This window comes from Bacteroidota bacterium (genome assembly GCA_005882315.1).
Taxonomy (GTDB): domain Bacteria; phylum Bacteroidota; class Bacteroidia; order Chitinophagales; family Chitinophagaceae; genus VBAR01.
In genome coordinates this window covers 1,714,763-1,736,803 of sequence record VBAR01000001.1, presented here as the reverse complement: position 1 = coordinate 1,736,803, position 22,041 = coordinate 1,714,763, and the positions used below count along the sequence as shown (strand labels likewise).

Below are 22,041 nucleotides of genomic sequence, written 5' to 3'. Positions count from 1 at the left end.
TCTTTTAGCGATTGCCTGCCTTTAATTTTTAGTTACTATGAACAAAAGAATTCAGTCTGCCCTCATCTCTGTTTTTTACAAAGATGGCCTTGAGCCCATTGTAAAATTGCTGTCAGAACTCGGTGTAACGATTTACTCTACCGGCGGCACACAAACATTTATTGAAAAGCTGGGAGTAAAAGTAGTTCCGGTTGAAAACCTGACATCCTATCCATCCATTCTTGGTGGTCGGGTAAAGACATTACATCCTTCAGTGTTTGGTGGCATCCTCGGAAAAAGAGATGATGAAACACATATGACGGAAATGAAACAATACAATATTCCGGAAATTGATTTGGTGATCGTTGACCTCTATCCTTTTGAAGAAACTGTTGCTTCTACTACAGATGAAAAAGCAATTATTGAAAAAATAGATATCGGCGGACCATCGATGATACGTGGCGCAGCAAAAAATCATAAAGATGTGGCTGTAGTTGCCAACAAAGCTGATTATGCTTTACTGGAAAAAGTTTTAAGCGAACAAAAAGGAGAAACATCATTAGAACAAAGGCGAATGTTCGCTATCAAAGCATTTGATGTATGTACAGCTTACGATACTGCTATCTCGAATTATTTTCACCAGCTTTCAGTTACTACACCATTTAATAAGGAAGAAAAATCAATGCGATATGGTGAAAACCCTCATCAGAAAGCTGTGTTCTTCGGTAACCTGGATGAAATATTTGAACAATTGAATGGTAAAGAATTAAGTTATAATAATCTTGTTGATGTAGATGCTGCCGTACAATTGATAAATGAATTTTCGGATACCACATTTGCCATCATTAAACACACTAATGTATGCGGCGTTGCACAACGTTCAACAATAAAAGAAAGCTGGGATGCTGCATTAGCTGGTGACCCTGAATCAGCTTTTGGTGGAGTACTGGTTTGCAACGGTACAGTTGACAAAGCAACAGCTGATGCCATCAACGAAATATTTTTTGAAGTACTGATAGCACCGGCTTATGACGAAGATGCTTTAGCTGTACTGAGATCGAAGAAGAACAGGATACTCTTGAAACATAAGTCGGAAGGGAAAAGTAAAAATTCTGAAATGTTCCGTTCATTGCTTAATGGGGTTTTAATACAAAATATTGATGAAGGCAATTATACAGAATGGAAGGAAGCTGGCGGAAGAGAAACATCAGCTATAGAAAAAGATGATTTAAAATTTGCAAACATTGTCTGCAAGCATTTAAAGAGTAATGCTATTGCATTAATAAAGAACAAGCAGCTTGTTGGAAAAGGTTGCGGCCAAACAAGTCGCATCGATTCATTAAGACAGGCTGTTGAAAAAGCAAAACAGTTTAATTTCGATTTGAATGGTGCTGTAATGGCCAGCGATGCATTTTTTCCGTTTAATGATTGCGTGAAACTGGGACATGAAGCAGGCATTACATCATTTATTCAGCCTGGTGGTTCTATCCGTGATAAAGATTCGATTGAATATTGTGTAGAACATAAACTGGCCATGGTGATTACGGGAATGAGACATTTTAAACATTAGATCGTCAATGGGCAATTGTGAATGGTGAATTTACCAGACTTTGGATTCACAATTCACCATTCACGATTCACGAATTCTGAAACATTCATGCCCTTATTCGATTTCAATAAAACCTTATCAGATTCCGCTGATGCTTTAAAAAGTTTGTCGGCGTTCAACCCTTTGACCATTCGCAAAAAAGGTACAAGGGCAAAAGCCATTTTTGCATTGGCACTCGTATGTTTTCTTTGGGGTACTACATGGCTTGCAAGTAAAGAAGGAGTAAAACATATACCCGATGCATTGCAGATGGCCGGTATCCGCCAATTTTTGGGAGGCTTCTTTTATGTTTGTTTTTTTCTTTACAAAAAAGTTTCGTTGCCAAAAGGAAAAGAATGGATTCCTATCCTTGTATTATGTTTTTTGAATTTCATTATGAGCAACGGGCTCAGTACACTTGCATTGCAATATAAAATTTCTGCGGGTCTTGGCGCTATCATTGGTGCTATCTTCCCATTGTGGATAGTGGTGATTGGTTTATTTTCTTCCAAATCAAAAATTCCTGTAATGGCAATTACGGGTTTGTTGCTGGGCTTTGGAGGTGTATGTATAATTTTTTATGATCACCTGAATGAATTTCTTGATACGCAATTCCGTTGGGGTATAATATTATCAGTCATTGCAACATGGACATGGGCCATTGCAACCTTGTACACAAAAAAACAAGCAGTTAATTTCAATCCTTACTTTGGTCTTGGTTTGCAAATGGTGATTGGAGGTATTACATTGTATTCTTTTTCTTCGGTTACGGGCAGGGCTATTCCATTAACAGAAATTCCATGGCAATCATGGGCAGCTATTGGCTACCTGGTTGTTTTTGGCTCATTGATAGCATTTATTTGTTATCTCTATGCATTACAAAATCTGCCAACTGAGCAGGCTTCTATTTATGCTTATATCAATCCGATTGTAGCGGTAATACTTGGTTCTATTGTTTTTAATGAAAAGATCACTATCTATCTTACTATCGGCGGTATTGTTACTTTATTGGGTGTTTATCTTGTCAATAAAGCATTTAAAATTACGGCTGCAGAACAGCCAGAAACAGAAGGTGTGTAACCACATTAACCAGACATCCTTTTTTACAATTCTTCTTTCCCTTTTTTCGGTTAATTTGTAGCATCAAAATTCCCACATGAAAAAGATCTCTGTTTCGGCCCTGATTATGATTTGCTTTGCCTGCAATTTATTTTCTCAATATAACAGTAAACTATCCGCTGACAAATGGGTGGATAGTGTTTTTAACTCATTAAATAATGATGAAAAAATTGCACAGCTCATGGTTGTCCGTGCACATTCTAACTTAGGAGCAGATCATGTAGCAAAAGTGGTAAGTGATATAACTAAATATAATATCGGGGCTTTATGTTTTTTCCAGGGTGGACCTGTAAGACAGGCGAATCTTACGAATTACTATCAAAGCATTGCTAAAACACCATTGATGATGACTATCGATGGTGAATGGGGGCTTGGTATGAGGTTGGATAGTGTGATAAAATTTCCTTACCAGCTTACACTCGGCGCCATGAGTAATGAAGCATTGGTATATGAAATGGGTAAAGCAGTGGGTGAGCAACATAAACGCTTAGGTGTGCATGTGAACTATGCCCCTGTTATGGATGTAAATAATAACCCGAATAATCCTGTTATTGGTTATCGTTCTTTTGGCGAGGATAAATATAAAGTAGCAAAACTTGGCATTGCTTACATGAAAGGTATGCAGGATGCAGGCATCATGGCTTGTGCCAAACATTTTCCCGGTCATGGGGATACAGAAGTAGATTCACATGCTGATCTGCCAGTGATAAATAAAAGCCGCGAACAGTTAGATTCATTAGAACTGTACCCTTTCAAAGAGATCTTTAATGCAGGAGTAGGCAGTGTAATGGTGGCGCATCTTTCAATTCCATCCATCGATAATACAAAAAATGTAGCTACTTCTATTTCAAAAAATAATGTAACGGGTTTACTGCGCAACGAATTAAAATTTGCCGGCCTCACTTTCACCGATGCATTGGAGATGAAGGGTGTGGCAAAATATTTTCCCGGTGGTACTATTGCAGTTGAAGCCGTGATCGCAGGAAATGATATGCTTTGCCTGCCTGAAGATGTAGGTATGGCAATAACAGAAATAAAAAAAGCGATCACCGAAAAAAGATTGACATGGGAAGATATATATGTAAAAACAAAAAGAGTGTTGCTGGCGAAATATAACCTCGGCATGAACAAGGAGCAGAAAGTAATCCTGAATAATCTTACAGATGACTTGAACAGCAAAACAAATGCTATCCGTTATAAAATAGCAAAAGAGACAATGACTGTTCTTTCTCAAGCTGGCACGAAAGCATCAGGTACTGATTATGCAGAAATACCGTTGCATTCCAATATGAAGGTTGCTTATGTGGGAATCGGAGCTGCACAACTCAATCCTTTTGGTCAACGAATGAAAGACGATCTGAATGCAGATGTATTTCTTTATTCCTGGAAGGACGGTGATGATAAAGCAGAGGAGATGTTTGAAACTATAGAAAAAAATAAATATGATGCTGTAGTAGTGGGCATTCATGATTTCAGCAACCGGCCTGCAAACAATTATGGGATCACAAAAGCCTCTTTTGCTCTTTGGCGCAAATTGAATCTCATAAAAACAGTTACAGTTGTTTTTGGAAACGTACTCGCAACACAAAATTATTGTGATGCTTACACTTTAGTTGCTGCTCACCAGGATGATAATATTTCGCAGGAAGCCGCCGCTGATCTTGTTGAAGGAAGAACAGGTGCTACCGGTAAATTACCAGTAAGAGTTTGCAGTTTTGCTGCTGGTTTTGGAATTGATATACCTGGGCCCGAAAAAAAATCGACAGCAACAACTCCTGATAAGTTTTATACTGTTGATTCGATCGTGAACGATGCTATTGCACAAAAAGCTTTTCCGGGTTGTGTAGTATTGGCAATAAAAGATGGCGAGATCATTTATGATAAAGCATTTGGCAATACACAGTTTGAAAATGGTTCGCCGGTTTCGCTGGAAAATATTTATGACCTTGCCTCAGTTACAAAAGTTTCCGCCACTACTATTTCTGTAATGAAATTGTATGAGCAGGGTAAACTCGATTTAAAAAAGAAATTAGGTGATTACCTGCCCTGGGTGAAGGGAACCGATAAAGAAAATTTACAACTAGAGGAAATACTGTTACACCAGGCAGGACTTGTACCATTCATTCCGTTTTACAGAGAAACAATTGACACAACAACAGGTATTCCTAATCCGGCAATTTATTCTTCGACTGCATCATCCCAATTTTCGATCCCGGTTGCAAAAAATCTTTACCTGCGCAAGGACTGGAGCGATACAATATTCAGCCGCATTTTAAAAAGTCCTTTAGGCCCGAATGGAAAATATGTTTACAGTGATAACGATTTTATTTTCCTGGGAAAAATTGTTGAACAACTTAGCGGCATGACATTAGACGAATATGTAAGCAAAACTTTTTACAGTAAACTCGGATTAAACACAACTGGATTTAAACCACTTACCCGTTTTGCTGTGAACAGAGTTGTTCCAACAGAACTGGAAAAACATTTCAGGCAACAACTGATACAGGGATATGTACATGATGAAGGCGCCAGTATGTTTGGCGGTGTAGCCGGCCATGCAGGGTTATTTTCATCAGCATATGATCTTGCTATGCTTTATCAAATGCTACTAAATGGTGGTGAGATCAATGGGACACGATTATTAAATCCGGAAACCATAAAATATTTTACAGCTTATCATAGTGAAAACAGCCGGCGTGGTTTTGGTTTTGATAAACCAGAGAAGGATAATGCTACAAGAAAAGATCCTTATCCATCTGCATTGGCATCACTGGAAACATTTGGTCATACCGGTTTTACAGGAACTTGTGTGTGGGTAGATCCAAAAGTAAATCTTGTTTATGTTTTTCTGAGTAATCGTGTAAATCCGACAAGGGCCAATAATAAAATTTCACAAATGCTGATCAGGGGGAAGATCCAGGATGCCTTTTATAAAGCAATAAGTCAAAACCAAAATTAGAAAGTCGACTACCCCGGAATCCAAAAACTCATCATGATTAAATTACAGCATTTGCCTTAAGCACTGGCAAACTAAAATACCAGCCCATGTGCAACAGCAGCACAGATATCAATGGGTTTTTACGTGGGCTCCATTTACAGAAAAATTATATTCAATTGATTTTCAGAGTATTACTGATAGTTTGAGTGGCTTTCAGAAAAAACTTAACATTGCCAATATTAATTTAATTTTAAATTCGAATTAATAAAAAATATAAAATCATGGGAAAAGTAGATAAACAAAAGAAAAAGGAAACACGTCAAATAGTTTTTGCAAAGCTTTCCGGAGTTATGGAAGAGTATAGAAATAACTTCAAAGAGAAAAGATTTAAATCAAAACTTAAAAAGGTCAGCCGCATGTTTGCAGATGATATAATAAAAGCAACGGCTAAGAGTGAAAAATTAAAAAACAAAGAGGCTGCATCTGCACAAGAAAATATAGCTGAGCCTGTAATTGCTCAATAACCTATAGTTATTAGAAATGATATTAAAAGTTAAGCAGAATTGGCTGCTTAACTTTTTTGTTTTTTTAACCCTTTTTACTTCTATCGACATTTTCAGCAAACCTTTATTTACTGAAACAATTTGTATAGGGATAAAAAAACCGCGGCTGAGAATTGCCACGGCTTGCTTTGAAAGTAATTCCTAAAAATTACATTAACCCAATAATGTAGACGGTAAAGTGAAAGCTGTAAGAACTGGATGCAAAATGCTTCACTCTTGTTAATTCATTCTTACTCCAGGGTTACAGTTATATTAATAATCAAAAAAAGAGACACAAAAAAGCCGGGATAAATATATCCCGGCTGAAATGGTCAAAGGTTGTGATCTTTATTCATAGTTAAACTTCGTCCATCCTTTCCACCAGGTAGCCAGTATACCTGCAGGCGCAACAGCGCCGCGGAAAGTAGCAGTCTGATCAAAGAAAGTATCACCGGTAAACTTTGGATCTGTAAATGAACCGCCGGTAAGTATCTTTTGGTTCCCATTAGCACCTGCAAATGGTGTTGGGTCAGGTGCAGTATAATTAAACGGCTGAATCAATTTTGCATCCGATGTATTGGTGAGGAGATCGTTATTATAATAAGAGTTGGTAAACCAGCTTGTAAATGCAGCATCATTGGTAATAGTAATACCGGCTGTTCCAGAAAATCTTGTGTTAACTGTATTTCCTGCCAATGTTATATTTCTCAGGCGAATCGTGCTGTCTTCAATATTTAATGCAGTTGATGTACCGGTAGTCGCATCTATTTCAATACCTCTTGGCCAGCCCATAATAATAGAATTGAAAATTGAAATGCCTGTATTCCTCCTGATATGTGTAGCACCCCGGAATAATGAGCTGCCAATATTATTTAAAGTAGCCTTTGGCCCGATAGCCGTTATATTGCTGAATATGGCAGTTGTTTTGGGAGCAGCAGTAGTGCCACTCGCATTATTATCACTTTCAAATGCTTCAGAATTTGAAATATCTGCGATCACTGAATCACGGAGGATCAAACCAAATTGAATTTTTCCGCTAAAGCCATTGTCTGTATCAAAATCATCGTCCTGTGTTTTTAAAGCGATCAGGTATTTACAATTTACAGTACCACCGAACCATTCGTATGCATCATCTTTCGCATATACCACCTGCACATGGTCGATCGTTGTACCGCTTCCTACAGCCGCCATTGTTAAACTGTTCACTTCTTTATCAGGTTGATAAGCATAGCCTGCATATTCAATACGTACATATTGCAAGGTTCCTGAGTTATCATTACTAACAGGCGCCGGTGCAACAGCATCACCAGAGCCAGCCAATCCATCACCATTTGCATTATCAACACCGCCTTCTACCTGGTAGAGTCCGGCTGTACCGTTATAACTTGTATTGATAGGCGCTTTACCACAAAGTACGATCCCTCCCCAATCACCCGATTGTGGATTTGGCGCTGCTGATGTAAAAATGATCGGCTCAGTTGCTGTACCCGCCGCTATGAGTTTTGAACCACGTGCAATAATTAACGCTGCTACATCTGCACCGTTGAAAGATCCTTTCACGGTCGTACCCGGCTCAACCGTCATGGTATGATTGCCTACCATATACACAAGTCCTTTCAGGATATAAACATTTTGTTTTTTTAATAGTGTGTCTGCATTAATGCGGCCTTCCAGTGTAATAGTTTGACCGGTAGACCCGCTGCCACCACCATTTACAATAATGATTTCCTTTTCTCCGTCCATTTCTATTTTGCGGCAACTTGTACTGATGAGTGCTGCAATTCCTGCCAGGTAAAGAATGTTCTTTTTCATTTCTATTTTTATTTTAAAGCGTTTATAATAATGTGTAATTAAAGATCAAGCCGAATGTGGTTCCGGATTTTCGGGTAAAGCGATAAGCATCTTCATCTTTTTGAAAACTTGTTTTACCCCCTGCATTCTGATAGAAATACTGTGTTGTATTCAGTATATCTGAAATATTCAACCGCAGTTCAGCTTTATTCTTCATGAATTTTTTTGAGATCTGGAAATCGAGCAGTGAACGCGGTGCTTCATAAATATCCGGTGAACCTGCGCCTGATGACAGGTCACCAACCAGGTAAATTCTTTCACCAATCCTGTTAAAAAGAAGTGTTGAATTCAATCCCAGTTTTTCCAGATCATACATCAGTCCAACATTCACCATATAAGGAGACTGGCCCTGCAAAGTCCTGTCAACATTAAACCGTGCATCCTGGATGCGGCTATAGATATAAGAAGCATTAGCGTTAAAAGTGAAATTTTTCAGTACTTGTGCAAAATCAAGCTTTCTACGAAACTCTATTTCTGCCCCGTAAGAAGTTGCTTGCTCTGGATTTTGATAATTGAAAGTGCTGGCGCCGCCGCTTCCTTCATTAAATATTTGTTCAATAGGCTTATTAAAATGTTTATAAAAGACACCGGCCGTTAACATTTCCCCCGCCCTTGGATACAGCTCATATCTTATGTCAGCATTTGTAACTTTTGTTCTTTCCAGTGAAGGATTGCCCTGTACAGAAGCATTTAATTCAAAGTCGTATAGATTCAGATAAGATAATTCACGCAACTCAGGACGTATCACAGTTTGTGAACCTGAAATACGCAAATTCGTTTTTGGATTCAGTTTGAAAGTTGCATTGACGCCAGGTAGAAAATCGGTGACAAGAGTATGTGTATGTCGTGGATCATAAGCTTTTACACTACCCACTAATTGATCATAACTTTCTACACGCAAGCCCCACACAATGCGAATTGATTTTGACAATTCATTATCCATTTGCAAAAAGCCTGCATTTAAAATAGTATTAGCGAGGTAACGGAAATTTTTTCCTTTAATGGCATCAAATCCAACCATATTATCCGTACCGGTTCCAAAATTTTCCGGGGCAAAAACAACATCAGGAGCCAATTGTCTCAACACATCATTATCAGTGTTCAGGTAATTGGCAAACAGCTTTGCATCATACAACCTGTCTTTTATCTGCAGCATATAGCCACCTTTGACCGTATGCTTCTTATTGATCGCATAGGTAAGATCGCCTCCGGCTGTATAGATATAATCGCTCAGGTTTTGATAAATACGGCTGCCGCTTTGTTGCGAAAGTGTATTGGAAAGAATAAGGCGATAAGGATTTTGTGTATTGGTTGACTTTGAATATACAATACGACGCTGGTCAGGAATATATCCATCCAAAATATTAAATGCACCGTACCATTTAAATTTTAGGGGTTGTGCAAGAATATGCTCCCCGGTTAGCTGACTTGTAAAAAAAATATTTTCTTTAAAACTCAACTCAGTTCCTTTCACATCCTCATCTCTTGTATACTCTATTCCCTGTCTTTTCGTAACTGCATTGGGTGTGTTTACATTGATGATCGATTTCAATGAGATCTTATTCTTTGAATTAAACTGGTACGTAAGGCTTGCCAGTGCACCCGCTGAAACATCTTGCTGGTAACGGTCATCGGCAATGTTATAGTTTACACTAAACACATTTCCGGATAATGAATTTGACCTGTTAACCAGTTTGAGATACCTGTTTGTTTTACTATATATAATACCAATTGTACCGCCGAATGGTTTTTTGAATAGTTTAGTTGTAAAACCTCCAGCCACCTGGAATGAAAAATTCAATGGCGCTGTAGCCTGTGTGGGTGACCATGCGTTGCGCATTTGTTTCCCGATTGCCGTTTTTCCTGCAGCGCTTGTAGTATCAAAATTTGATTTAGTTGTATAACTTGACGGTAATGCACGGGTTCCATCTTCAATACCGAGCCAATCCCATTTGCCACCTTTATCCTTGTAAAAATCTTTGCCGGTAGTTTGTGTATTAAAGCCCGTACCGATCTGAACATTCAAAAAACTCTTTGAAGGAATATCTTTTGTATTTACCTGTATCAATCCGCCTGCCCATTCACCGGGATATTCCGGAACAAACGCTTTATTGATAATAATATGATCGATCATTTGTGCCGGGATCAGGTCGAATGAAAATGTCTTTCTATCAGGCTCGGTGCTACTAAGCAATATACCATTCAGCATGGCCTGGTTGTAGCGATCGGCCAACCCTCTTACAATAATGAATTTACCCTCCTGTATGCTTGCACCCGCTGTACGTTTTACAACATCGCCTGCATTTCTATCGGGTGATCTGCGGATGGTTTCAGCAGAAACAACTGATGCAACAGTATTTGTATTTTTTTGAAAAGTTATAGCAGCATTTACAGTTTCCTTTCTTGCACTGATCGCTTTTGTAGAAACAACGACCCCTTCTTCACTTTTTGTTTTAACCGTTAATACTACATTCAACTCATCTACTTGCCCGTTTTGGGCTTCTACTTCAATAATTTTTGTTTCATATTCAACACTCGAAAATTCCAGTTCATATTTTTTTCCAACTATAATACTTATACTAAACCTGCCGTCAACATTCGTTGAGACTCCTGTATTTGTTCCAACAATTTTTATCGAAACACCTGAAATAGGATTGTTTTTTTCTCCGAATACTTTACCTGAAAGTTTTACTGTTTGAGAAACCGAAAGAAAAGAGACCAAAAGAAAACTCATCAATAGGGGGAAACATCTTCTCAGCATATCTGTTAATTATGCTGCAAAGGAATTGCCACAAGGTTATGCCAAAGTGAAGCCAGTATTACCGAATTGTTAACTCAGAACCGGAACTGCAGGCGGCAAGTGAAGATGTTGTCTTCCAGGTCGGTAGTATAACCAGCAAGCTGTGTAATTTCATTATTTACAATATCATAATAAAGTATCACTTTGATTTGCGTGCTGAAATAATGAGCATAGCCAAAACCAAACGTAGAAAACTTTATATCAGCAGCCGTGAGATTGGTTCCCGGTTTACCGATTTCCTCGCCACTTACTTTGATATTAGGGTCGTACCAGTCGTATTTAAAAAGCAGTTGATGTTTTGCATTAACTATATTTTGAAGAAAATAAAAGAATGAGCCATTAAAATGACGGACATAGGTCGGTAATGGTACTCCATTATTATTTGGTAAAGTGCCTGGGTTGGCAGTACTGGTACTCGTTCCGGGTTGCGTTCCAAACCAATGTTCTGCCCTAAATTCCGTATCTCCCCACTTATTATGAATTTTAAATTGCATATCGCCTCCATAATAATGACGTGGGGCAGACTTTCCCAGGTTTGACGATGACGAGTCAATAACAAAAATTTTATCGCCATTAACTGCAGTACCGCTGTGATAAACATATTTTGTTCCGTTTTGCCAGCCCCCCCTTAAGAAGGAAATTCCACCGCTCAACTCAGTTCTTTTAATTATATAAGGCTTTATATAAAGACGGCTTATGAAATCTTTGTAATTATCAAAATCAGTAGTGCCTGCCACGCCCTGTCCATTGAAAAACCCTCCATCAAGCTTAACGTGTTTTAGTTTGTGCTTTTTGTCCAGGGGTTCAAATGAGATCATAACGCCAAGATCTCTTTCACTCGGCATCAGTATTTGTGACATACGTCCTCTTTCGGGTGTTTCCCGTACGGAAGAACTCAGGTTTACCTCATATCCAAATGGCCGGGCAAATAAACCGGTAGTGACAGAAAAGTTATTCTTTTTGGTTTCAAACAGTCGTATATACATATCCCTTACAATTACTCCCCTTTCAGTAGCATCGATCTGAAAAACGAATAACGCTTTCGGGAAATTCTCCTTTGACTTCAGGAGGTAATCAACTCTTAGCCGAGCCCTTCGTAACATAAACCGGCTTTTAGAATAAGGAGAAAAAGCACCACCCGCAAATGAGGGGGCTCCCTCAGACTCCGCTACCTGGAATTGCGGCTGCATATACCCAGCTATGATTATATTTTCAAACCTTCTTATCAGTGGCCTGACGGTATCTTTAATAAAAAAGGAAGAATCAATATCAGTTAGATAGCGTTGACCGCTGGAACTCATCGACTGAAGACAAATAACCGAAATGATAAAACCTCTTAATATTAGCTTCATTATTAAATAATATTGAATTAATGATTCATTAATCTGGCAGCAAAGTAAGCAGTATGTATATGAAACCTGTGTTACCTCGTCATTATCTAATTATTACTTCTATATTAAATTATTATTAACTCTGTATCTTCAGCAACCGGGGCAAAGAGCTCCCGGTATCTTCGCAACCAACTAAATAGATTATATATGGCCCTCAATTCTATTCTCTCGATCTTCATGCCTAAGAATAAGATATTTTATGACTTATTCGAAAAAGTAGCGGCAAATGTTTCCATTATGAGCGATAAACTGAGGGATCTTGTAGCCGAATCCGATGGTGACAAAAAAATAGCGATCCTAAGCCAGATAGAAGACCTTGAACATGAAAATGATAATCTCACCCACAATATTTTTACCGAACTGGGCCGCAATTTTATTACCCCGTTTGACCGTGAAGATATTCACTATCTCGCCACATCACTGGATGACATTGCTGATTATATTTATGCCTCAGCCAAAAAAATGAATTTCTATAAAGTGAATACCAATGATATGGGTATTCAAAAACTGGCGGAAGTAATTCAAATAAGTGCCGCGGAAGTAAGAAAAGCTGTTATAGAATTACGGGGCATGAAAAACATGAAAGCAGTAACTGAATCGCTGGTAAAAATAAATAGCTTGGAAAACCAGGCCGATGACCTGTTTGATATGAGTATTGAGCGGCTTTTTGAAACTGAACCTGATGCAAAAGAAGTGATCAAGAAAAGAGAGATCTACCAGGTAATGGAAATTGCCACTGATAAATGTGAGGATGCCGCAAATGTGATCGAATCCATCATTATTAAATACGCATAAAATTGTGCGAATGAATCAATATGTGGGTTTGCGAATAGATCTTCATGATAACCAAATCAACATATCCGCAAATCTGCTAATCCGCAAATCAAGCTTATGACTCTTGTTATCGTCATCATCATACTTGCTTTAATTTTCGACTATATCAATGGCTTTCATGATGCCGCCAACTCCATCGCCACTGTTGTTTCCACGAAAGTGTTAACCCCTTTCCAGGCTGTGTTATGGGCTGCCATATTTAATGTTGTTGCTTACTGGATTTTCCAGGACCACGCAGTTGCCAACACGATCAGTAAAACCGTAGCAAAAGAATTCATTACACTGCCGGTAATTTTATCGGGATTAATTGCAGCGATCATGTGGAACCTGCTGACATGGTGGTATGGAATTCCTTCTTCATCTTCTCATACTTTGATCGGTGGTTTTGCAGGGGCTGCAATTGCACATGCTATCAGCATAAAAGGTATCGGTATTTCATGGGCAAAAGTGGTAGAAAGTGATGTCATCATCAAAACGGTGCTCTTCATTTTTCTTGCTCCTTTGATCGGTATGGCTATTTCAATTTTTATCACCATCGTTACAGTTATGCGTAATATCTGGTTACGTATTGTGATCATCGCAGTGGCTACCACCATTACCTTCTTATTATTCGACCGGTTTGAGAATAATAAAATGATGGAGACCACGGAGAAATTTTTAAAGATTGATAAATACGAACATGATATAACAACAGCTACTGACAAACTGGAAGCGAAACCGGGCGACAGTACTTTAACAGCTGAACTCAACTCTACAAAAGGTAAACTGGAAAAGGCATCAGTTATTTTCAATAAAATGAAACCGCTTTTGGAAGACTATGATAAACTGGGAGCAGAGTATATCGCAAAAAAATCTTACGATGAAGGATGGCTGAAAGATATTGAAGTAAGTAAACTGAAAGATGATATCCGTAATGCGAATGATTATTTGATCCTTGAGTCAGTATCTGTTGAGAACAAATTGAAAAAAGAGGAATTCGATAAAGCAAAAGAACTTACTGAAAAATATAAGGGACCGGTAAAACAATACCTGGATAAAGAAGTTTCCCTGGATAGTGCCCTTATCATCATGAATGCCATTTATCCTATTCAACCACAGAATATTGAAGAGGTAAAAAAGAAGGTCAACAGTTTCAATATAGAAAAATCTTTTAAAGGCGATATTCTGAAAGCAGATAATAAAGTGATAGCCTGGGGCATTGTTTTTACAGCTATATTCTTCTCCCTCGTTTACCTGTATTCTGAAAAAATAAAAAAACCAACGGCCCATCGCATTGGCAAGATGTTTAAAAAGTTACAGTTGTTCAGTTCTGCAGCATTCAGTATCGGTCATGGTGGTAATGATGCACAAAAAGTAATGGGTATTATCGGCGCCGCACTCATCGCCAGCGGAAATATTCAGGATTTTAGTCATTTACCCGGATGGGTACCGGTAGCCTGTTATATGTCAATCGGATTAGGTACGATGAGCGGTGGTTGGAAGATCATAAAAACGATGGGAACAAAAATTACAAAAGTAACTCCACTGGAAGGTGTGGCTGCAGAAACAGCAGGTGCATTCACATTATTCTTTACCGGGCAAATGGGAATACCAGTTTCAACTACACATACAATCACAGGCAGTATCATGGGTGTTGGCGCCACTAAGCGTCTTTCTGCAGTAAGATGGGGTGTTACTATTAATCTTATCTGGGCATGGATACTTACCATTCCCGTTAGCGCATTGTTAGCAGCAGGTGTTTATCATATTGTAAGATTATTCTTATAGATCAGCCTAACTAAAATATTTATAAAAAAAGTCTTCAGATACCTGGGGACTTTTTTTATAAATATTTACTTTCTTGACATCCAAGCACTTATTTTCTTAAATTAAGGTATCGGAAAATATTTTCCTATAAAAGGAAAATATTTATTGTTTATCAATAAATATTTATTTATGTTTGTGTCCTAATTTTAAAACTTAATTAAAATGTCAATTACAACAAAACAGGTTTTAAGAGTCCTGTATATCCTTTCATGGATAATATTTATAGGCGTATGCATTGAAGCTGGTGGTTCTATATTCAGTGCTTTTTATACGCTGGTGATAAATCCAATTAATGCAAAAACATTTTGGGAGGGAAATGATTTGTCGGGCCTTTATGAATATGACCGGGGACATTTTTTTGCAGAAACATTGCTGATAAGCATTACAGGAGTACTTAAGGCATGTATATTTTATCTGGTCATAAAAATTTTGCACGATAAAAAGTTGAACCTGTCTCAGCCATTCAGTAATGAAGTGAGACTTTTTATTATTAAAGTATCCTGTTTGACTTTTGGAATAGGTTTATTCACGGCATGGGGAGTTAAATATACCGGGTGGTTAGTTAAGCAAGGTGTGAAAATGCCCGATACAGAACATTTACGCCTGGGCGGAGCTGATGTCTGGTTCTTTATGAGTATTACACTTTTTATAGTTGCACAGATTTTTAAAAGAGGAATCGAAATCCAATCTGAAAACGAATTAACCGTATAACTATGCCACTAATAGTAAACTTAGATGTCATGATGGCTAAAAGAAAGATGTCGTTAAACGAACTTTCTGAAAAGGTGGGGCTGACTTTATCAAACCTGTCTATTTTAAAAACGGGTAAAGCAAAAGCCATTCGCTTTAGTACACTCGAAGCAATTTGTAAAGCATTGAACTGTCAACCCGGAGATATTTTGGAATACGTTGATTGATCTGTACTGTTCAAAACCAGGAAATGATGATAACCTTATATAAGATGAAGAATAAAAGAAATGGTTAGCAAGTCTTCCATATTGATAGGGATAATAATTTCAACTGCATTATTATTTGTTTCGGCAAAGTATTATGCGGGAGATTCACCCTATGACAATAACTCCATTGAATATGGATGGAAAAACAACTACCTGATTAATCCGTTTGACATAAAAGCAGTTAATAGTTCCGGGAATGTTCAGGCTCAAGGTTATTTACGGAATGCTTTTCCTTTATATAAGTTCTATTTTATTCTCTATTGAACTAAAACTTGTAGCCTCGCCCAGAATCGAACTGGGATCTGGGGCTTCGGAAACCCTTATACTATCCCCGTCCGACTGGCGTCAGCCGGGCGGGCATTGTACTAAGAGTTCAATTTCATTTTTAGGAATCTTCTACCAGCTGCAGATTAAAATATTTTTCTCTTTCAATCGCTTCTCTCTCAGTCTCAAATTGCTCGCAATAAATAAGTTTAAAAGGAATATAGGGCCTGATTGATTCAGTCATTCCGGAGTTATGTTGATGAATTCTTTTTTCTAAATCCTGACAATGCCCTTTATACAAATAGTCATGCTCAATGCTTTTAATAACATAAGCAAAATACATTCTTAAATTTTTGTAGCCTCGCCCAGAATCGAACTGGGATCTGGGGCTTCGGAAACCCTTATACTATCCATTGTACTACGAGGCCGGTTAATAAGAACCGATTTGATTTAAACCCTTGTACTATCCCCGTCCGACTGGTGTCAGCCGGGCGGGCATTGTACTACGAGGCCAAACTACTTTACTAATACCGGTGCATTAGTTGTAAACACTTTCACGGCAATAGTCAGCAAAATTACACCAAAAAATTTTCGTACTGTTAATAAACCTGCTTTACCTAATGGCATAATCACTGGTTTCTGCAAATGTAGCTATCTGAAAATATATTTCTCTTTAAAGAAGTTGAGCTCATGTGAAAGATACTCGAGGCAATTTCTGCAAAGACAATCATGATAGCGCTGCTCCATATAAACACGCAGTTCATCAGTTATTTTAAATCCGTAACACTGGCACTGGGTAATATTTCCAGGCTTGCATTCAAAATTATTTTTGCACCTTGGACAGGATTTATGTTCATGCATAAACTAAAAATACCCGGGAGAAGCATTATACTTCTCCCGGCAGTTATTAAAAATTAAGTCTCACTCCACCATTAATTGCAAAACCAGTTGTATTGAAACCACTGATCTCTGTGTATTTGCTATCCAGTATGTTTCTTAGATCAGCAAATAGTTTTATTTTATTTTTTGAGAAACCATACTCGGCATACACATCCCACAATGCATAACTTTTTAATGTTGCATTCACCGTTTGAAATGTATTGGAATCAAAATATCGATCGCTTCTTTCTCCAAATGCCGAAAGATTACTGCTTACGAAAAGTTTTTCATTTACCTGGCTGCTGATATTAACCCCAAAACTGTTTTTGGGACGACGCAACAGGTTAAAAAAAGTGGTGTCTTTTCCGGAACTCTTTTTGGTAGTGATCTCGCCGGTTACATAAGTATAAAAAGCTTTTATAGTTGTATTTTTTGCAATAGTGTATGATGCTTCCAGCTCTATTCCATTATCTTTTTGTTTATCCTGGTTGATATACTGCGATTGAAATGTTGATGCGTTATAATAAAAGAAGATAACATCCTTCACATCTCTTTTAAATGCTACAGCACGGCTGGTGAATTTTTTATCGTTGGAAAAAAACTGCATGCCTCCCTCCAGTGTATATCCTGATTCAGGATCCAGGTCTTTATTACCATATTCAGAAAATAATTGGTATAAAGAAGGAGTTCTGTAAGCTGAAGAAAAATTTGCAAACAATTTAAATCGTTTGTTTATTAAATAAGATGGATTGATATTAAACACATCATAACTACCATACTCAGAATGAATATTCAACCGGTTGCCCAGTTCGATATTAAAACCGCAACTGCTGTTGAAGTTCATCGCTGCATATAACCCTAACTGGTTTTGATTTAAACTATCGCTGCTGTATTTTGTTTTATAAGGCCCATAGAATCCAATTGATAAATATTCCTGGTCAGAAACTGAACTTCGGAAATCGACTCCTGTTGTAAGCTTTATTTTATCATTGATAGAAAAATGAGCATAAGCATCAATAAAATGTTCATTGCCCTTATACATACCACGGCTGTAAGTATCAAATCCATTCTGGCTTTTTATACTGTCATCAATATATTCCCGGTCTATAGTATTATAATTATACAGGATGTTCAGCTTTGTTTTCCCGAAACTGAATTCATTTCTCACACCTGCCTGGAAACTTTCCTGGTTATAAGTATAATCCAGTTCATCAACAAATGCACCCTGGTCAAGATCGCCATCGATCTTAGAGAATCGTATATAAGGTTGTATCCTGATATTTTTAGAAGGTTGAATACCAAATCCAGCCATTATGTTGTGCTGCGTGTAACCATCCTTATCTGCATTACTGCTGTTACTTGTGCTTTCATTAATACCATCAGTTTTATGAATGCTATAGTTAAGGTTATAATCAAACTTTTCTTTTTGTCCATTTATACCAGCACTGCCGCGAAAACTATTAAAGCTTCCATAACCAAGCATTGCATTTCCATTCATGGCTTTATTACCTGCTTTCTTTGTAATGATATTGATAACACCTGCAATGGCATCACTTCCATATAAAGTTGACTGGCTACCCTTGAGTATTTCTATTCTTTCAATATTTGCAGCGGAAAGATTACGAATATCAAAATTGCCACCGATACCACTCGGATCATAAACCGGCACTCCATCGATCGTAATTAATGTATGATCAATTCTTGCTCCACGCAGGTAAATACTTTTATCTTTTCCCGGGTTGCTGTTTGCGCCACCGATATATACACCTGCCTGTTCAGTTAAGATCTGCGCCAGGTCTTTACCACCGCTTCTTTCTAATTGTTCACGGGAAATAATGGTTAATACTTTGCCGGTAAGAGATGTTTTGTTCGGATACTTATTGGCGGTGATCACCAATTCATCCATTGCTTTTACTGTAGTGTCTTGTTGCGCTGTAAGCTGACTGCCAAAAAATGCAGCAGCCACAAAGAGAAAATTTCTTTTCATTTAAAAAGATTTTTTTGTGACTGCTTCCGGAAAATAAAAAGAAATATAAATGTCCTTCGACTTTTACATTTCAGCCTTTCACCCGAAAGCGTTAAATGTTGTTATCTGATCTGGCAGGTCTTCTGGCTTAGCTTGTTGTTGAACACCTTCCCGTTTTTCAACAGTGGTATGAAGATTCAACATGGTGAATGGTGAATTGTGAGTGGTGAATAAGACTCTATGAGTTTGCATTCACAATTGACAATTGCCCATTCACGGGCCTTACAGCTACGGGGATAGCGTCAGATTCTGACTGACTTCCCTTTTAATCCCGGTTATTAAGCCGGGAACCAAACCGGTGGCAAATGTGATGTGAAAATTTCAAAGTGCAAAATCAAAATATTCTTAACGTGGAAAAGCTATTAACAAAAATCCTTCTATCTTACTGCACTAAATTTTACTATGAGCCAACCACAAAAACAACAGCTGGGGATTTTCGATTTTACTATGATTGTGATCGGGTTGGTGATCGGAATGGGAATTTTCCGGACAGCAAAGGATGCTGCAGGTGCGGCAATCAATCCTACTATTTATTTCAGCGCCTGGATCATTGGTGGCATCATTGCTTTATGCGGTGCATTAACTTATGCAGAAATTGGTTCCCGGTATCCTGTAACCGGCGGTTATTACAAAGTATTTTCTTATGCCTTTCATCCTTCCATTGCTTTTGCGCTGAACTGTAGCATTCTTATTTCAAATGCTGCTTCTATTTCAGGAGTTGCTTTGATCGGTGCCGGTTATATCAGTAAAGTTTTGATCGGACCTGAAGCTGCTAACTGGATAAAAGTTGGAATTGCTATGTCGGCAATTTTTATTTTTTATGGAATAAACATGTTAGGCCTGCGAATGAGTGCTAAAACACAAACCGTTTTAATGATCATTAAAATCGGGATGATATTGTTATTGATCTTTTCATTATTCTATCCTGCTGCCTATGATGGTAATGCCGGTACTACTGTAAGCAATGAAAGCATAAGTTGGAAAGATTGGATCACTTCGTTTGGTATTTGCCTGATTGCTGTATCATTCACTTACGGAGGTTATCAGCAAACGATCAATTTCGGGAACGAAGTAAAAGATGCAAGCAGGAATATTCCCCGCTCTATTTTTATTGGCATAACGGTTATTATTCTTTTGTATTTAACGGTAAATATCGCCTACTATAAAATTGTAGGTTTCGAAAACATGAAAACTACCGGCGAGATCGCTTCGGTAGTAGTTGGAAAAATGTTTGGCCCAAATGGTGCCAATGCTTTTTCATTGTTATTATTCCTTTCGGTACTGGCTTATGTAAACGGCTCCATGATGAGCAATCCCCGGGTAATGTTTGCAATGAGTGAGGATGGTGTGCTACCCGGTTTCCTGAAAAAGAAAAGCGAGAAAAAAGAAGTGCTGATCACTTCGCTTACCGTATTTGCCACCATTTGTGTTGTGGTGTTATTTTTTGCTGATACATTTGAAAAGATCCTGAGCTTTTCTATTTTTCTTGATTCGTTTGGAATGTGCACTTCTGCTGCTACTATTTTTATGTTACGTAAAAGAACAAAGCATCTTGATGGTACTGGCATCTATAAAATGAAGCTATTCCCTTTACTGCCATTGGTATTTATTGCGGCTTATGTCTTTGTTTGTATCAGTATAATATTTAATACCCCAATGATTGCATTGACCGGCACTTGTGTACTCGCTGGTTTTATATTATTGTATTTTTTAACCGTCGGGAGAAAAAAATCATCTGTCAATAATTCATAAAATGGACATTTCATATATCATCAATGAATTAGGAGAAGAAAGAGAAAACTATTTCAATGCCATTGCTCCGCCCATTATTCAAACCAGCAATTTTGCTTTTGAAACAGTAGCCGATCTGCGTAAAGCATTTGAAGATGAGATGGCCGGCTATTTATACAGCCGCGGTATCAATCCTACTGTCGATATCTTAAGAAAAAAACTGGCAGCGCTGGATGGTGCAGAAGATTGTTTAGTATTCAATAGCGGGGCTGCCGCCATCTTTGCAGGTGTTTTAGCCAATGTAAAAGCAGGTGATCATATTGTTTCAGTTGCCAAACCTTACACATGGGCACAGAGGATGTTTGATATTGTATTGCCACGGTTTAATGTAACAACAACTTATGTTGATGGAAGAAAAAAAGAAAATTATTTTGAAGCTACTAAACCCAATACAACATTTTACTATCTCGAAAGCCCGAACAGTTGGGATTTTGCATTGCAGGATATAAAAGCCATTGCTGATTTTGCAAGATCAAAAAGCATCACTACAATGATCGATAACAGTTATTGTACACCATTATACCAGCAACCCATAACGATGGGTATGGATATGGCCATGCAAACTGCAACAAAATATATCGGCGGGCATAGCGATACATTGGGTGGTGTACTATCCGGTACAAAAGCCATGATGAAAAAAATATTCGACAGTGAATACCTGAATATCGGCAGCGGTATTCAACCTTTTAATGCATGGCTTTTGATCCGCGGTTTAAGGACTTTACCATCAAGATTTAAACAAATAAATAATTCTACTCAACAAGTATTAAGCTTTTTAAAGGATCATCCAAAAGTTGAAAAAGTTCTGTTTCCATTTGATGAATCATTTCCACAATATGACCTGGCTAAAAAACAAATGAGTGGCGCCTGCGGGTTGTTCACCTTTGCTTTAAAAGCAAAAACAATAGAAGATGTTGAAACATTTTGCAACAGTCTTCAGCATATCATGATGGCTGTAAGCTGGGGCGGGTATGAAAGCCTCGTAATACCCAAATGTTCCGGGCTACAGCTTTCTGAATTTGATGCCGGCAATATTGAACACCGCTACATCCGTATGTATGTTGGACTGGAAGAACCAGAGTATCTTATAAAAGATCTTGAACAGGCACTAAGAAAAATTAGCTAAAAAACTACCTCCCTCTTATCAAAATCCATGTTTTCCTTTTTCTTATTGATTAACCAGTTTCTCATTAAAAATAATATTGCCATTCTCATCTTTTCTTCGAATTCGAATAGGTTTTTTTGTTAATTTCGGTATCCCCTTAAACTTTAATTAA

At 37.9% G+C, this 22,041-nt stretch carries 15 protein-coding genes, 1 tRNA gene, 2 pseudogenes and 1 riboswitch; of the genes and pseudogenes, 10 read left to right on the top strand and 8 right to left on the bottom strand.

Translation table 11 applies throughout. From position 1 onward, the window contains the following. Positions 1-37 precede the first annotated feature (37 nt). From purH to E6H07_07235, 4 genes are all read left to right on the top strand, one after another. Positions 38-1,549: a bifunctional phosphoribosylaminoimidazolecarboxamide formyltransferase/IMP cyclohydrolase gene (gene purH / locus E6H07_07250; protein ID TMI65697.1), complete on the top strand. Its 1,512-nt coding sequence runs from the start codon at positions 38-40 to the stop codon at positions 1,547-1,549. An 87-nt stretch (positions 1,550-1,636) separates the two neighbouring features. Further along, a complete protein-coding gene (locus E6H07_07245) occupies positions 1,637-2,647 on the top strand; it encodes a drug/metabolite-transporting permease (protein TMI65696.1) in 1,011 nt (336 codons plus the stop codon). A 76-nt stretch (positions 2,648-2,723) separates the two neighbouring features. Continuing rightward, positions 2,724-5,645 (top strand): serine hydrolase, encoded by a 2,922-nt coding sequence (locus tag E6H07_07240; protein TMI65695.1) that lies wholly within the window; start codon positions 2,724-2,726, stop codon positions 5,643-5,645. Between the two features lie 260 nt (positions 5,646-5,905). Further along, positions 5,906-6,148: a hypothetical protein gene (locus E6H07_07235; protein TMI65694.1), complete on the top strand. Its 243-nt coding sequence runs from the start codon at positions 5,906-5,908 to the stop codon at positions 6,146-6,148. Positions 6,149-6,514: 366 nt separating this feature from the next. Here the strand turns inward: E6H07_07235 and E6H07_07230 are convergent, their stop codons facing one another. The 3 genes from E6H07_07230 to E6H07_07220 all read right to left on the bottom strand — a co-directional run bounded on the left by E6H07_07230 (position 6,515) and on the right by E6H07_07220 (position 12,169). Further along, positions 6,515-7,978: a hypothetical protein gene (locus tag E6H07_07230; GenBank protein ID TMI65693.1), complete on the bottom strand. Its 1,464-nt coding sequence runs from the start codon at positions 7,976-7,978 to the stop codon at positions 6,515-6,517. A 22-nt stretch (positions 7,979-8,000) separates the two neighbouring features. Beyond that, positions 8,001-10,778 carry a TonB-dependent receptor gene (locus E6H07_07225; protein ID TMI65692.1) on the bottom strand — a complete coding sequence of 926 codons (2,778 nt, stop codon included), beginning with the start codon at positions 10,776-10,778 and terminating at the stop codon, positions 8,001-8,003. A 74-nt stretch (positions 10,779-10,852) separates the two neighbouring features. Beyond that, entirely contained in the window at positions 10,853-12,169 is a 1,317-nt protein-coding gene (locus E6H07_07220; GenBank protein TMI65691.1) for a porin, read from the bottom strand. Between the two features lie 186 nt (positions 12,170-12,355). Between E6H07_07220 and E6H07_07215 the strand changes: the two genes are divergently transcribed. The 4 genes from E6H07_07215 (at position 12,356) to E6H07_07200 (ending at position 15,765) form a co-directional block, all read left to right on the top strand. Next, positions 12,356-13,003 (top strand): DUF47 domain-containing protein, encoded by a 648-nt coding sequence (locus E6H07_07215; GenBank protein ID TMI65690.1) that lies wholly within the window; start codon positions 12,356-12,358, stop codon positions 13,001-13,003. A gap of 96 nt (positions 13,004-13,099) precedes the next feature. Then, positions 13,100-14,809 carry an inorganic phosphate transporter gene (locus tag E6H07_07210; GenBank protein ID TMI65689.1) on the top strand — a complete coding sequence of 570 codons (1,710 nt, stop codon included), beginning with the start codon at positions 13,100-13,102 and terminating at the stop codon, positions 14,807-14,809. Between the two features lie 201 nt (positions 14,810-15,010). Beyond that, positions 15,011-15,559, top strand: a complete 549-nt coding sequence (locus E6H07_07205; GenBank protein ID TMI65688.1) for a DUF2975 domain-containing protein — start codon at positions 15,011-15,013, stop codon at positions 15,557-15,559. A gap of 2 nt (positions 15,560-15,561) precedes the next feature. Next, entirely contained in the window at positions 15,562-15,765 is a 204-nt protein-coding gene (locus E6H07_07200) for a helix-turn-helix transcriptional regulator (protein TMI65687.1), read from the top strand. A gap of 404 nt (positions 15,766-16,169) precedes the next feature. On the opposite strand, the pseudogene E6H07_07195 reads toward E6H07_07200, so the two are convergent. From E6H07_07195 to E6H07_07175, 5 genes and pseudogenes are all read right to left on the bottom strand, one after another. After that, positions 16,170-16,411 (bottom strand): annotated as a pseudogene (locus E6H07_07195) (GIY-YIG nuclease family protein). A 10-nt stretch (positions 16,412-16,421) separates the two neighbouring features. Next, positions 16,422-16,496 (bottom strand) — tRNA-Arg (locus E6H07_07190). 88 nt (positions 16,497-16,584) lie between these two features. Further along, positions 16,585-16,689: pseudogene (locus tag E6H07_07185) on the bottom strand (MarC family protein). 30 nt (positions 16,690-16,719) lie between these two features. Next, positions 16,720-16,929: a hypothetical protein gene (locus tag E6H07_07180; GenBank protein TMI65686.1), complete on the bottom strand. Its 210-nt coding sequence runs from the start codon at positions 16,927-16,929 to the stop codon at positions 16,720-16,722. A 46-nt stretch (positions 16,930-16,975) separates the two neighbouring features. Further along, positions 16,976-18,934: a TonB-dependent receptor gene (locus E6H07_07175; GenBank protein TMI65685.1), complete on the bottom strand. Its 1,959-nt coding sequence runs from the start codon at positions 18,932-18,934 to the stop codon at positions 16,976-16,978. Positions 18,935-19,028: 94 nt separating this feature from the next. Next, positions 19,029-19,283, bottom strand: a riboswitch (cobalamin riboswitch). A gap of 92 nt (positions 19,284-19,375) precedes the next feature. On the opposite strand from E6H07_07175, the gene E6H07_07170 reads away from it, so the two are divergent. Both E6H07_07170 and E6H07_07165 read left to right on the top strand, forming a co-directional pair. Beyond that, positions 19,376-20,725 carry an APC family permease gene (locus tag E6H07_07170; protein ID TMI65684.1) on the top strand — a complete coding sequence of 450 codons (1,350 nt, stop codon included), beginning with the start codon at positions 19,376-19,378 and terminating at the stop codon, positions 20,723-20,725. A gap of 1 nt (position 20,726) precedes the next feature. Continuing rightward, a complete protein-coding gene (locus tag E6H07_07165; protein TMI65683.1) occupies positions 20,727-21,890 on the top strand; it encodes a PLP-dependent transferase in 1,164 nt (387 codons plus the stop codon). The last annotated feature ends 151 nt before the right edge of the window (positions 21,891-22,041 follow it).